General features: G+C 61.4%; 14 protein-coding genes. 8 read left to right on the top strand and 6 right to left on the bottom strand.

Translation table 11 applies throughout. From position 1 onward, the window contains the following. Positions 1-51 precede the first annotated feature (51 nt). Complete coding sequence (locus C9I57_RS17110) at positions 52-972, bottom strand: DMT family transporter (RefSeq protein WP_107151843.1); 921 nt, start codon at positions 970-972, stop codon at positions 52-54. 145 nt (positions 973-1,117) lie between these two features. Between C9I57_RS17110 and C9I57_RS17105 the strand changes: the two genes are divergently transcribed. The 4 genes from C9I57_RS17105 to C9I57_RS17090 are packed head-to-tail and all read left to right on the top strand — an operon-like array spanning position 1,118 to position 5,739. Beyond that, positions 1,118-2,599 (top strand): aminotransferase-like domain-containing protein, encoded by a 1,482-nt coding sequence (locus C9I57_RS17105; RefSeq protein ID WP_107151842.1) that lies wholly within the window; start codon positions 1,118-1,120, stop codon positions 2,597-2,599. Between the two features lie 43 nt (positions 2,600-2,642). After that, positions 2,643-4,535: a molecular chaperone HtpG gene (gene htpG / locus C9I57_RS17100; RefSeq protein ID WP_107151841.1), complete on the top strand. Its 1,893-nt coding sequence runs from the start codon at positions 2,643-2,645 to the stop codon at positions 4,533-4,535. Then, the gene (locus C9I57_RS17095; protein ID WP_107151840.1) at positions 4,532-5,242 is read left to right on the top strand and encodes a chorismate--pyruvate lyase family protein; all 711 of its coding nucleotides are present in this window, start codon (positions 4,532-4,534) and stop codon (positions 5,240-5,242) included. Before htpG ends, C9I57_RS17095 begins: the two co-directional genes overlap by 4 nt. Then, complete coding sequence (locus tag C9I57_RS17090; RefSeq protein WP_107151839.1) at positions 5,239-5,739, top strand: DNA-deoxyinosine glycosylase; 501 nt, start codon at positions 5,239-5,241, stop codon at positions 5,737-5,739. The genes C9I57_RS17095 and C9I57_RS17090 overlap by 4 nt, the downstream gene beginning before the upstream one ends. Before the next feature lie 66 nt (positions 5,740-5,805). Here the strand turns inward: C9I57_RS17090 and C9I57_RS17085 are convergent, their stop codons facing one another. The 3 genes from C9I57_RS17085 to C9I57_RS17075 form a co-directional block, all read right to left on the bottom strand. After that, the gene (locus C9I57_RS17085; RefSeq protein ID WP_258187687.1) at positions 5,806-6,336 is read right to left on the bottom strand and encodes a hypothetical protein; all 531 of its coding nucleotides are present in this window, start codon (positions 6,334-6,336) and stop codon (positions 5,806-5,808) included. Positions 6,337-6,884: 548 nt separating this feature from the next. After that, complete coding sequence (locus tag C9I57_RS17080; RefSeq protein ID WP_107151838.1) at positions 6,885-7,472, bottom strand: hypothetical protein; 588 nt, start codon at positions 7,470-7,472, stop codon at positions 6,885-6,887. Between the two features lie 32 nt (positions 7,473-7,504). Next, positions 7,505-8,098 carry a hypothetical protein gene (locus C9I57_RS17075; RefSeq protein WP_258187686.1) on the bottom strand — a complete coding sequence of 198 codons (594 nt, stop codon included), beginning with the start codon at positions 8,096-8,098 and terminating at the stop codon, positions 7,505-7,507. 474 nt (positions 8,099-8,572) lie between these two features. Between C9I57_RS17075 and C9I57_RS17065 the strand changes: the two genes are divergently transcribed. Both C9I57_RS17065 and C9I57_RS17055 read left to right on the top strand, forming a co-directional pair. Then, positions 8,573-8,863 (top strand): type II toxin-antitoxin system ParD family antitoxin, encoded by a 291-nt coding sequence (locus tag C9I57_RS17065; RefSeq protein WP_107151836.1) that lies wholly within the window; start codon positions 8,573-8,575, stop codon positions 8,861-8,863. 811 nt (positions 8,864-9,674) lie between these two features. Beyond that, complete coding sequence (locus C9I57_RS17055) at positions 9,675-10,133, top strand: YybH family protein (protein WP_107151834.1); 459 nt, start codon at positions 9,675-9,677, stop codon at positions 10,131-10,133. Positions 10,134-11,012: 879 nt separating this feature from the next. On the opposite strand, the gene C9I57_RS17045 is transcribed toward C9I57_RS17055, so the two are convergent. Together C9I57_RS17045 and C9I57_RS17040 are read right to left on the bottom strand one after the other, a co-directional pair. Then, complete coding sequence (locus C9I57_RS17045; RefSeq protein ID WP_107151833.1) at positions 11,013-11,510, bottom strand: hypothetical protein; 498 nt, start codon at positions 11,508-11,510, stop codon at positions 11,013-11,015. A 139-nt stretch (positions 11,511-11,649) separates the two neighbouring features. Next, complete coding sequence (locus C9I57_RS17040) at positions 11,650-11,841, bottom strand: hypothetical protein (RefSeq protein WP_181321862.1); 192 nt, start codon at positions 11,839-11,841, stop codon at positions 11,650-11,652. 404 nt (positions 11,842-12,245) lie between these two features. Between C9I57_RS17040 and C9I57_RS17035 the strand changes: the two genes are divergently transcribed. Together C9I57_RS17035 and C9I57_RS17030 are read left to right on the top strand one after the other, a co-directional pair. After that, a complete protein-coding gene (locus tag C9I57_RS17035) occupies positions 12,246-12,458 on the top strand; it encodes a YgaP family membrane protein (protein WP_107151832.1) in 213 nt (70 codons plus the stop codon). 1 nt (position 12,459) lies between these two features. Beyond that, the gene (locus C9I57_RS17030) at positions 12,460-12,978 is read left to right on the top strand and encodes an RNA polymerase sigma factor (protein WP_107151831.1); all 519 of its coding nucleotides are present in this window, start codon (positions 12,460-12,462) and stop codon (positions 12,976-12,978) included. Positions 12,979-13,018 lie beyond the last annotated feature (40 nt).

Here is a 13,018-nt window from a genome sequence, read left to right as displayed (position 1 = left end):
CGGCGAGCGCATCGGTGAGCGGCCCGCTGCGTTGCTTGGCGAAAGCCGCGATTATCGCTCCAGTCGCAGGCCCGGGCGAGCAGGGCTTGCCGTGCGGACGGCCGCCTTTCGGCCGATGAGCACGGTCGCGATCACGGCGGCGGCGAAAAACCACGTGGACGGCGCGACCGACTCGCCGAAGAAGAGCGTTGCGAAGGCGATCGTGAAAAAGATCTGCAACAGCTGCACTTGGCCCACGCGCGCGGTGCCGCCCATCGCGAGGCCGGCATACCAGGCGAAAAAGCCGATGAACTGCGAGAAAAGGGCGACATAGCCGAACGCAAGCCAGGTCTTGAGCGCGACCGGGCCGGGGTGATGAATGTGCTGCTCCCAGCCGAGCCAGCCGACCGGCACGACGAGAAACGGCGCGGCGACGACGAGCGCCCAGCAGATCACCTGCCATCCGCCCAGTTGACGCGCGAGGCGCGCGCCCTCCGCATAACCGAGTGCGCCGACCGCCACCGCCGCGAGCATCAGCGCATCACCCGGGGCGAGCGCGCCGCCGCCGGCGTGCAGCGCGTAGGCGACGACGAGTGCGCTGCCCACCACCGCGCTCGCCCAGAAAGCCGGCGATGGGCGCTCATGTGAGAGCCACGCCGCGTAAAGCGCGACGAAGATCGGCTGCAGCCCCACCACGAGCGCGCCGTGTGACGACGGGACCGTCTTCATCGCCCAAGCCGAAAAGACGGGGAACGCAACGATGCAACCCAGCGCGACGACGAAAAGGCCCTTCAATTGCGCGCGCGTCGGCAATGGCTCGCGTCGCCAGGCGAGCAGCGCGCCCGCCGGCACCGACGCGGCGAGCGCCCGGCCAAGACCGTTGAGCAAGGGATGGAACTCCTGCACCACGATGCGCGTCATTGGCAGCGTCAGGCTGAAGACGATCACGCCGACGAGACCGAGCAGCATGCCTTGCGATTCGCGGGAATTCATCCTCATAAAAGTCCGGACCGTTGTTGTTGGAAAGAGGTTGGAAAGAGGTTGGAAAAGAAGAAGCAGCGTCCACTTTAATCGCCCGCGCCAGCACAGTAACGGTACAATTGCAGCGATACTTTTCTGTACAGTTCATGATGCCGCCATGTCCGTTCCCCTCGATCTGATTCCCGCTCCGCACGGCGCCGCGTCGCTCACGCTCGTCGATCAGCTCGTGCAGTGGGCGCGCCGCCGCATCGACGAGCGCGTATTCAGGCCCGGCATGCGCATGCCGTCGATCCGCAAACTCGCGCAGGACAAGGGCGTATCGCGGTTTACCGTCGTCGAGGCGTACGAACGGCTCGTCGCGCAGGGCTATATCGAATCGCGGCGAGGCTCCGGCTTTTACGTGCGCGAGCGCTCGGCCATCGGCGCACCCGATGCGAGGCGTCGGCAGGAGACGCGCGCCGAGCCGGCCCGCAGCGCGATCGACGTGGCCTGGCTCGTGCGCAATACACTGCAAACGAGCAGCCCGGAGAAGGGGCCGGGGCTCGGGTACCTGCCGGCGCGCTGGCTCGACGGCGAGCTCGTGGCGAGTGCGCTGCGCACGCTCGGCCGCCAAAGCGCCACGCAGTGGCTCGGCATGGGTACGGCGCAGGGCTTCTTACCGCTGCGTCAGCAATTGCAGACGCGCCTCGCGGAGCTCGAGATCGGCGCGACGCCCGAGCAGATCGTGCTCGTCTCCGGCATTACTCAAGCGATCGATCTGATCGCGCGACTCTATGTGCAGGCGGGCGATACGGTGATCGTCGGCGATCCGGCCTGGTTCCAGATGTTCGGCCGCTTCGCCTCGCAGGGCGCGCGGCTCATCGGCATGCCCTATACCGCGGCCGGGCCCGACGTCGATGCGCTCGAGGCGCTGGTCGCGACGTGGCGGCCGAAAATGCTTCTGATCAATTCGGTGCTGCACAACCCGACGGGGACGTCGGTATCGCCCGCGCAGGCATTTCGCATCCTGCGGCTCGCCGAGCAGTACGACTTCGTCATCGTGGAAGACGACGCGTACGGCGATCTCGTGCCGCCGGGCTACCCCGCTACGCGCCTTGCAAGCCTCGATCAATTGAAGCGCGTCGTCTACCTCGGGAGCTTTTCGAAGACCCTGACCGGCAATTTGCGTGTCGGTTTCGCGGCATGCTCGCACGAGATGGCGCGGGTGCTTGCCGATCAGAAGCTGCTCGTCGGCATGACGACACCCGAGCTCAACGAACGGCTGCTCTACAAGGTGCTGACCGAGGGGCACTACCGGCGCCACGTCGAGCGGTTGCGCGCGCGGCTCGACGGCGTGCGCGACAAGGCGGCGCGGATGCTTGAAACGGCTGGCATGAAACTCTTCACGATGCCCGCGGCCGGCATGTTCCTCTGGGCCGATACGGGCGTCGACGCCGACACGCTCGCGGCGGCCGGGCAGGAGGCCGGATTCGTGCTTGCGCCGGGGAGCCTCTTTTCGCCGCACCAGTCGCCGACGAGCTGGATGCGCTTCAACGTCGCCAACTGTGGCGATCCGGCGCTGCCTGGATTTCTCGCCGGCTATCTGGACGGCCGGCGCGCCGCGAAGCCCTTGAAAACGGCGGTGGCCGTCCCCAGTTGAGCGCCGGTCAATCCTCTTTCACGAAAAATAGGGAACCGAGAGCATGGCACAAGAAACCCTCAGCTTTCAGGCGGAAGTGAAGCAGCTTCTGCAACTGATGATCCATTCGCTCTACAGCAACAAGGAGATCTTCCTGCGGGAGCTGATATCGAACGCGTCGGACGCGGCGGACAAGCTGCGATTCGAGGCGATCGCGAAGAGCGAGCTGTTCGAGGACGATCCGAATTTGCGCATTCGCGTTTCGTTCGATAAGGCCGCGCGGACGGTGACGGTCGACGACAACGGAATCGGCATGAGCCGGGATGAGACGATCGCGCACCTGGGGACGATCGCGCGCTCGGGGACGAAGGAGTTCTTCGCGCAGCTTTCCGGCGATCAGCAAAAGGACGCGGCGCTGATCGGCCAGTTCGGCGTCGGTTTCTACTCGGGGTTCATCGTCGCCGACAAGATCACGGTCGAGACGCGCCGCGCCGGCCTGCCGGCCGCCGAAGGCGTGCGCTGGGTCAGCGCGGGAGAGGGCGACTTCACCGTGGAGGCCATCGAGCGCAAAGCGCGCGGCACGACCATCACGCTGCATCTGCGCGAAGGTGAGGACGAGCTGCTCTCGGGTTACCGGTTGCGCTCGATCATCCGCAAATATTCCGATCACGTCGCGCTGCCGATCCTCATGAAGCAAGAGGAGTGGGACAGCGAAAAGGGCGAGCTCATCGAGAAGGACGAGGACGAGACCGTCAATCAGGCGAGCGCGCTTTGGACGCGTCCGAAGGCCGAGATCACCGAGGAGCAGTACAAACAGTTCTATCAGCACATCTCGCATGATCACGAGGATCCACTCTCGTGGACGCACAATCGCGTCGAGGGCCGCAGCGAGTATATCCAGTTGCTGTATGTGCCGAAGCGCGCGCCGTTCGATCTCTGGAGCCGCGAGCGCCACGGCGGCCTCAAGCTCTATGTGAAGCGCGTGTTCATCATGGACGACGCCGAGCAGCTGCTGCCGTCGTATCTGCGCTTCGTCAAGGGAGTCGTCGATTCGAGCGATCTTCCGCTCAACGTTTCGCGAGAAATTCTGCAGGAAAGCCGCGACGTGAAAGCGATTCGCGATGGCGTGACGAAGCGCGTGCTGTCGATGCTCGAGGAACTCGCTAATGCGGAGAGCGATGAGGACAAGGCGAAGTATGCCGCGTTCTGGAAGGAGTTCGGCCAGGTGCTGAAGGAAGGGCTCGGCGAGGATTTCGCGAACCGCGAGCGGATCGCGAAGCTCGCGCGCTTTGCGACGACGCACACGGACACGCCTGAGCAGACCGTTTCGCTCGCCGACTACGTCGCGCGGATGAAGCCCGAGCAGACGAAGATCTACTACGTGAGCGCCGACAGCTGGCAAGCGGCGAAGAACAGCCCCCATCTCGAAGTGTTCCGCAAGAAGGGCATCGAGGTGTTGCTGCTGTCGGATCGCGTCGACGAATGGGCGCTGGCGTACTTCACCGAGTTCGACGGCAAGCCGCTCGCGAGCGTTGCGCGCGGCGACCTCGATCTCGCCGCCTTCGACGATGAGGAGAAGAAGGCGCATGAAGCGATGAACGAGACGATGAAGCCGCTCGTCGACAAGATGAAAGAGGTGCTCAAGGACAAGGCCAAGGACGTCCGCCTCACGTTTCGCCTGACCGATTCTCCGTCGTGTCTCGTCGCGGACGAGGGCGAGATGAGCGGCTATCTGCAGCGGATGCTGAAGGCGGCGGGGCAAAACACGCCCGAGTTCAAGCCCATCCTCGAGGTGAATCCCGACCATGCGCTCGTCAAGGCGCTCTCCCCAGAGCGCGGCGATTTCGGCGACTGGTGCCATTTGCTATTCGATCAGGCGATGCTGGCCGAAGGCGGTGCGCTCGAGGATCCGGCGAGCTTCGTGAAGCGCACGAACGCGCTGCTGCTCGCCCGATGATCCGTGCACGACGGCTGCGCCTTGCGGCCGCGCGCGGAGCGTGGCGCGCGACGCCGCGTCCGTCGTTCACCTTCGACCAGAAGGACTGGCTTACGCGCGGTGGCTCGTTGACGGCGCATTTGCGCACGCTCGGCACCGTCACGTTGCGCGTGACGCGCGAAGCGGTTGCCTGCGCCTGGGCCGATGAACGGGCGGCGCTCGGGGTCGCGCCGCGCGAACGCGTGTGGGTGCGCGAGGTCGTCCTGCTCGTGGACGGGGTGCCGTTCGTCGCGGCGCACAGCATCGCACCGCGCGCGGCGAGCCGCGGCGTCTGGCAGTCGATGCGCCGGCTTTCTGCCCGGCCGCTCGCCGAGCTGCTCTATGACGATGGCAGCGTGTCGCGCTCCGCGCTCGTCAGCGTGCGGTTGACGTCGCGGCATCCGCTGTTCGACCTGGCGCGTCGCGAGATCGCCGGTCAGCCGCCGCAGGGGCTCCTTGCGCGCCGCTCGGTGTTCCTGCGCCGCGGAAAGCCGCTGATGGTGACGGAGTGCATGCTGCCGGCGCTATGGGCGCATCTCGAAGCGTGGAAGTCGCGTGAAAAGGGGGCGTCGCCTGCCCTGCGGCGGTTGGCCGGAGAAACAGCGGCGACTGCTCACGACAGACGCGGACGGCTCGCGCGGCCGTTGCATGCGCGGCATCCGCATTCGGTTCCCCGTAAGTCATCGTGATGCTGAAGCGTTCGTTTGCGCCGGTCGTCGATGAGCACACTCGCGTGCTCGTGCTCGGCAGCCTGCCAGGCGAAGCCTCGCTCGCGCAGGGGCAGTACTACGCGCATCGGCAGAACCGGTTTTGGCATTTGATTGGCGATGTGATCGGGGAAGATTTGCCTCGGATGGCGTACGAGGCACGCCTGCAGGCGCTGCTCTATCATCGCGTGGGGTTGTGGGATGTGATCGCCGAGGCGCGGCGCGAAGGGAGCCTCGATAGCCGCATTCGCGATCATGCGACGAACGATCTGGCGACGCTCGTGGCTGGGTTGCCGAGTCTTGCTGCGGTTGCGTTTAACGGTGGCACGGCGGCGAAGATCGGGATGCAGGCGTTGGCGGAAAGCCGCATGTCGCTCGATCTCATCAGACTGCCGTCGAGCAGCCCGGCATATGCGGCTGTGCCTTACTCCGAGAAGTTGAGGGCGTGGGAAGCGTTGCGTAAGTGGCTACCGGTGTAGCTTCGCCTAAAGCACTCGGCGCTCAAGCGGTCGAGCGGCTGTAATCGACCCGTTCCCGCCCTTCAGTTAGTCTCCGCGATCGTCACTGCCACGCTCCATAACAGCCGATCGACCCGGCGGCGGCGATTGCCCACTCGCCTGGTTGACGGGGACGGCGCCCGAAATCGGCGGCATCGTGGGCGGAACATAGTAGATATAGGCACTGGCGACGCAGGCCGGCTGCCCATTGGTTGTAGCGGAACAGCCGTTTAGGATGATATTGCCGTATGCATCGGTGGCCGTGAATGCCGGGTCGGGCATCACGTTGTCGTAAGGCAGCAGCTCATAGTTCTGGCGCAGGTCCCACACGATGGTGTGCCAGGCCTGATAGGTATGGAATTGGTAGCCGCCGCCGCGCCCCGATCCGCCGCAGCTGGTCCACGCGTAGACCTCGCCGTGGATATACCCGTTAGCGTCGAATCCCGTGACATAGCTGGCCACATGTACACCGCCGCACGAGACCCCGAGGAGCGTTGGGTATCCCGCTGGCAACGGCAGGGTGACCTGAGCCTGCGCAGCGGCACTCGCCAGTAGTGTCAGCAAACCAATCATCTTCATGTCGTGCCTCCCGACTGGTTGAAGTGGCGTGGCAGGCGGGTCGAACTGACAAAAAAGTCCCCTCGGGACTTGTGCCCGAGAGGCGGACGGTGCTTTGTGGATAGCCAATAGGCCGTTCGAGGGCCGGTTGCAGCATGTTTCCCACCTGTTCTGTCTTTCTTATAGGCAATTTCAGGTGGTGCAACCGGACGGATCGCAGGAGTCGTCGGCCAGAATTCTGCCTGCGCCGCCACACACAGCGCTTGAAAATGAAGCTGGTCTGCCCGACGAACCGTCGGCCGCCATCGCTTCCGCCAAATGGCGCCCGGTCGCTCATCAGCAGACGTTCGCTATGCGACTGGGAAGCATCGCTTTTGGCCGATCCCTGACGAAGCGACGAAAGGATGAGGTGTTGATAACTGAGGCAAACCACGCAGTGCGTCTGTGCCTTATGCCGAGAAGTTGAGGGCTTGGGAGGCGTTGCGTAAGTGGCTGTCGGCTTAGCTTCGCTGCCGAGCATGGAATGCGAGGCGCGGTTGCCAACGCTCTTTTAACCGCGCCTGCATGCGCTATTTTTGCAACTCGGCGGCGTTTGCCAGTGCCGACTGCAGTTTGGACACCGCATCGGCCGTTGCGAGCTGCCCTGCAAGACCCAGGTTGTGCTTGAATTGGCTAAACTCGGCGTGACCGGTACCCGTCACATCCTCGGTGACCACGGTCTGACCGCTCGGGTCCGCCACGGTGCAGGCGAGCGTGACCGAGAAATCCGTCGGCGGCCACGTGAGAAGGCTGGGGGACGACGACGTGGTCGTGATTGTCGGCGTGATGACGTAATCAAGATGCTTGGCCTGAATCGTTGCTGCATCCGGTGCGCTCTTGAGCTTAGTCACATTCTTGAAAACATGACCGAGGCCGACGTAGATGGGTAGTTCGAGGTCGTGGTACGGGTGATAGCTCACCTTGTCACCGCCGCCCCCGGGAGTAATTACCTCCTTTGACATCTGTTCATCTGTGATGACGAGACCCACTGTCTTGTTGAGCGGGGATGTCGAGAGCGCCGGAATTTTGCTTGCGTCGCCGGTCAGCGAAATCTCGTGCGCACACCCCGATAGTGCTGCGATTATGCTTGCTGCCGCGATCGTTCGAATCAATGTCATTGTGTTGGGCTCCTCGTCGTGTAGTAGTGCTGTTATTGAATCGCCTCGAGGAAGGCGGGGTCGGCGTATAGCTCGCTGAGCAACTTCTGCACGGCGAGCGGATATTCTTCGCGCGCTTTCGGTACAGCAATCATTGCGGCGAACGCGGAATCCCATTGTGTGTGAGCGGATTTGACCTGGTCATAACGTACCGTTCCGCTTCTCGTCACGATGAACCGTGCCGACAGTCTCGCGGCGCCGGTTGCGATACCGACATCGATGTCGTTTTCCAATAAGGTCGCCGAGATCTCGACATCGCTTTGCGGCGAGAGCTTGCCGGCCATCATCAATTCCTTCGTCATCGCGTCGGCAAGGTATGCGCCGAATGACCCTCCAACCGGGGACCTCAACAAATTTGCGCGCAAGGGCACCGGGTACGAGTTTTGGGTGCCTTTGCGAGATTCGAACTCTCCGATTTTCGCGTGAGCGGTAGTGACGTTCTTGAGCGACTGAATGTTGTCGACAGCGGGGGAGTACGGCGGAGCGACCAAAGAACAGGCGGATAACAGCGCAATCGGTGCGATCAGGCCGATTGCACGCACAAAGTTGGGCATGTTTGGTTTACCTAATGTTGTTAGAGCCGACATACGCGGCGACCTAGGAAGCAATATCGGCTGATGGGTGTCGGTCGCGTGCGGTCTTGCCTGGCGGGTCGAATTTGGCTCCTTTTGGGGATATCGGCGCGAAACCGCGAATCTTGAATCGCGCGGGATTCGCAGAAGGCTGGACGTCTGGCGGATCGGTGCCAGATTCACCAAAGGTCAACCGGTTTTTGCATTTGATTGGCGATGTAATCGGGGAGCCGCTGCCCAGCATGGAGTACGAGGCGCGGCTGCAAGTAGCGGCCGACCGAAACTCCGAACCAGTGATTCGAAGATCTTGCTGATTCGCCCGGAGTCCGTGGGTGTCCCCTGGTTTTGAGATATATCCGATGATATGGTGACGCTTTCGACGCGATGAGAGACAGCGAGGGACAACATCCATTGAGCACTGATTCTGCCCGCATGGCGCATTCCACCAGTGTATGATAGTGTCATACAGAACGGATAGGGAGCCAAATCATGGCTAGCGAACGCTTGACGATTACGTTGACGCCTGAACTGCTCGACTTCGTCCGCGAGCAAACTGCGGGCGGTGACTACAACAGCGATAGCGAGGTGATTAGAGACGGGCTTCGGTTGCTGAAGGAGCGGGACAAGGCTGTTCGGCAATGGCTAGCCCAGGAGGTGGTGCCTGCTTACCTCCAATATACGGCCAACCCCGGAACTGCGATGACCCGAGAGCAGATCGAGGAAAAGCTGAACCAAGAGCGCCGCAAACGTCGCGGGAATAAAACGGGGCCTACTGGGTGAGGAAGTTTAAAGTTCAGTACTTGCAGTCGTTCTACGAAATGCTTCAGAACATAGAGTCCTACATGGTTGATCATGGCCGCTCGGATGCTTCAATTGATCGTTACAGGTCCACCGTGTTCGATACGTGCGAAAGTTTCGCCACATTTCCGAATCGTGGTACCGGTCAAGGTGCCCTGATGGCTGGGCTTAGAACATGGAACATCGAAGGAGAGACTATCCTCGCATACGCCGTGGATGACTCGGCGTCGACGGTTACGTTCGCGGGCATCACGTACGGCGGCCAAAACTGGACCGAGATCTTCTCTATGCATCAGTCGGGATCCTGGCCTGCACATCATTGACGGTCGCATCGATGTGGGAACGGTCGGCGATGCGATCGCATTTGCTATAAAGCAGAACTGACAGAACATGGGCGGGCTATGGCTGTCAGCCAACGAATCTGGCTTTGAGGATTCGTGATTGTTACGCAAAGGGGTGACTTGGCGGCACGCTTAAGATGTATGCCGATGAGCGGCTGCAATCGACCCTCTCCCGCCATTCGCCGATGCACCGTCCAAGCGGCAGCTTTCGAAGTACAGCCGCCGCTCGCCTCGTCGAGTCAGTCGAGAGGAACCGATCCGCTGGAACCGTCGATCGGCTGGTTTCGGCTGGCGCCGTTCACAATGGTCAGCAGGACCGGTCTCCGTTAATTGATTACGACGATGCGGATTCCTATACTGCACCGGCTGAAAGGAAATCACGCGTGAACGTACGGCCGGTCGCGCGATAAGCGTTCATACCGCTCGCCGCTCTTTGCTAGTGGAGACAGGCAATGAAGAAGACCTTGAGGTACCTCGGCGCGTGCGGCCTTTGCGCGCTATTCACGCTGGTGGCACCACATCCCACCCTTGCTCAGGACAAGCTTGTCGAGGAAGCGAATGCAAGTTGGAACAAGTACTTCAACAAAGGCGACGCCCACGGGCTCGCCGCGCTATACGACGAGAAGGCGGTCGTATCGCCGGGTAACGGCAAGACCGTTCAAGGACGCGAGGAAATAGAAAAGCTCTTCAAGAGCTACTTCGACGCGGGCGTTCACGATCACACGATCGACGTGGTCCGCGCGAGCCGGGTCGGCAACGTGATGTACGAAACGGCCAATTGGACCGCCGTGGCGGAGAAGGACGGCAAGAGGACGCAATACAAAGGGGTATTGCTGAAGGTGATGACCAAGAGCGCGGACGGCAAGTGGCGCACGACTGCGCATACGTGGAACGCGGAAGAAAACAAGTGAAGCCACGTTCACCGCGCTCTGGTCTACTCTAGTCGGGACGCGCGATCGCCCGCACCTGCCGACCACAAAAGATCAAACCGCTTGGCCGAAGTGCCGTCCGTCGCCTTACCTTACATCTTTGGGCGGGCGATCGTCGCGCACCGAGGTTCAGGCGGCGCCCGCTGCGTGCAAGCCGATGAGGCGGCAAGGCTTACTTGCCGGGACCCGATTAGCGTGTCGCGGATCGGCATATTCGGTTCGTGACCGCGAATTACCCGAAACCTCAATGAACCCGAGACGGGTATGTCGCGAATGACATGCTCGGCGCACGAAAGTCCGCTGCCTGGTGCTGATCCAACGTTCGTGTGTCCGTACGGCAGCGTGGGCCAACGGCCGCTGATGGCCGATTACTGACGAAGCGCCGACAGTGTGGCGTGTTGGTAACTGAGGCGAACCGTGTGGTCAGAGATGCTCGATTGGTCAAATTTCGCAATCGACGGAGATGAGATCGTTGAGCCGCTGCCGGGTATGGAGTACGAGGCGCGGCTGCAAGCGTTGGTCGATCGTCGGGGTGGGGTTGTGGGACGTGATCGCGAAGGCGAAACGGGAAGGCAGTCTCGAAAGCCGCATTTGCGATCATGCGAAGAATGATCTTACGGCGCTCGTGGCTGCGATGCCGCGGCCGTCGCCTTTAATAGCGGCAGGGCGGCGAAGATCTGGATGCTGGCTTTGTCGGAAAGCCTCGTGTCGCTCGACCTCATCGGGCTCCGGCCAGCCCGGCGTATGCGGCTGTAGCTTACGCTGATAATCTGCGTGCGTTGGAAGTGTTGCTCAAGTAGCTCGCGATCGATTAGGCACCCCGAATGTCAGCTGCAAGGGACAGGCGGTTTGCTTCCCAATTCAATCACAAAACGAGGAACCTTCGTCAAAGCCGCGCTTCCATTTCCTGATTCTGACGGAGTCCGCAGGCACATCACTGGCCGTACGGTCGGAGTTGATCTGCATAACCTTGATTGAGCACATACCGTGCTCGGATACCAATTCCGCAGTATACGAAGTGCCGCTCTTCGGTACAAACGTCACCGTGGGATTGCATCCCAGAGCGATGAAGCCAATCGGCACCGGAATTACTGCCTTGTCTACGCCCATTGTAATGGATAGAGGGGCATCAGCTTTTACAGTAACGCTCTTCTCTGTATCGGAGCGAAGTAACGCGATCTTATGTCGTAAGGAGCACGTTTCGGCCTGCTCATAGGTTTGAATGCCGGTGGTCGAATCCTTGTATTTCTTGAACGTGAGTTGTGCCACGGGTCCCGATGCCGGTGGGACGTATGAACTTGCACATCCAGCAATGCCGACGGCCGCGACCAGGGAGATGCTAAAATGCCAAATTTTCATATTTCCGTCCTATATAACGAGTCAACTGGATTATTGATCCTCTTGGTAATACGTTAACGACAGTGTTGGCGGATACTTTAGATAGCCGGAACCGGGGGACGCGGCGCGGTTGCAGTTGCTGCTCGGTCATCGCGTGGGGTTATGGGATGATCAACGCAAGCAGCGAGCGGTTTCTATCGGAAAGCGCCTGCGCGAGCGTTTCGAGCGACCGAAACCAGATTTTGGGCTCATCCGGGCTCGGCACATAGTCACCTCGGGCGATTGCCATCGTCCGCGCTTTGTATTGCTCCAATGATGCAATCCCGACCTTCAAGACGTTGGCTGTACTCATGCTGACTGCTCCTTCTAGCGAGAATCGCTTCAACTTCGACCCAGAAATCCGCCACCAACTTCGCGGGGTCCTCGTAGCAATAGAAAGATGCTAACGAGGGAATCCGTCCTCGCGGCGCATTCGCCTGTATCTAAGACCGAATGCCACGCCTGCGCCATTCGACTCTGCGTGGGTCAATCTGCCGGCTGCGTTGCAAGTGGCTGGCGGTCTAGCGCCTTAGCTGGATCGAGCTGATTTCCAGCACGATCGAGCTAGGTTCTGGCTCGGTGGCACTGTGCGGCGGGTTCCGGTGCCGGCTCGACGGTTGGAAAATAAATGGGGCGCGAACCAACTCGCATTGGCGCCGCCTCTTAGCTTCCTGAGAGGTCGTCTCTCACCTTGACCTTGATAAAGGAAGCAAACCCATGTTTTACGTCAAGAATGTTCCCGGCTGGGAACGCGTTGTCCGTATCATTCTCGGTGCCGTGGGCGCGGCGTTGTCCGTCCTGTTTCTCAAAGGTGTTCTCGGAATCGTCGGCGCGCTGGCCGCCGCGGGCGTGACCATTTCCGGCCTTGTGGGGTTTTGCCCCGCCTGCGCGATGGTCGGCCGGCGCCTCGCGAAACAACAGAGACGGTGACATGCCCCTCGACGAGCAAAGACAAGCGGCCATCGATGCAGCACGTTCTGGCGATCCCCTTGCGCTCGAGCGCCTGCTGCGCCTCTTTCAGCCGGACATACGTCGCTATGCGCAGCGCAATTGCTTCATTTCGGACGTGGACGATGCGGTCCAGGAAGTCCTGCTCATCGTGGCACGCAAATTCGAGTCGGTCCGCGCCGTCGCCGCATTCTCCGGCTGGCTCTTCAGCGTCGTGCGCCATGAGTGCAGGCGACTCGGTCGGAAGGCGTTGAATTTCGATCCCTACAACGAGGAGGAGGTCGATCGATGGCTGGCACGGCACGACACCGATTCGCTGCGCCGCGAACTCATCGACGCTTTGGAGTCGCTACCGGCCGATTACCGCGACGTCCTCTTGCTCCGCGACTTCGAGGAACTCACGATCGGCGAGATCGCCGCGCGTCTCGGCTTGTCGGTCCCGGCGACGAAAAGCCGCCTGCATCGCGCACGCACGCTGGCACGCGAGTATCTGCTTGCCTGACTGCGCCAACCGATTTGGGCCCGCTTTATAGGGGCTCCCG

The organism is Trinickia symbiotica (genome assembly GCF_003028655.1).
Lineage (GTDB): Bacteria > Pseudomonadota > Gammaproteobacteria > Burkholderiales > Burkholderiaceae > Trinickia > Trinickia symbiotica_A.
This window is presented reverse-complemented; position numbering and strand designations above follow the sequence as displayed.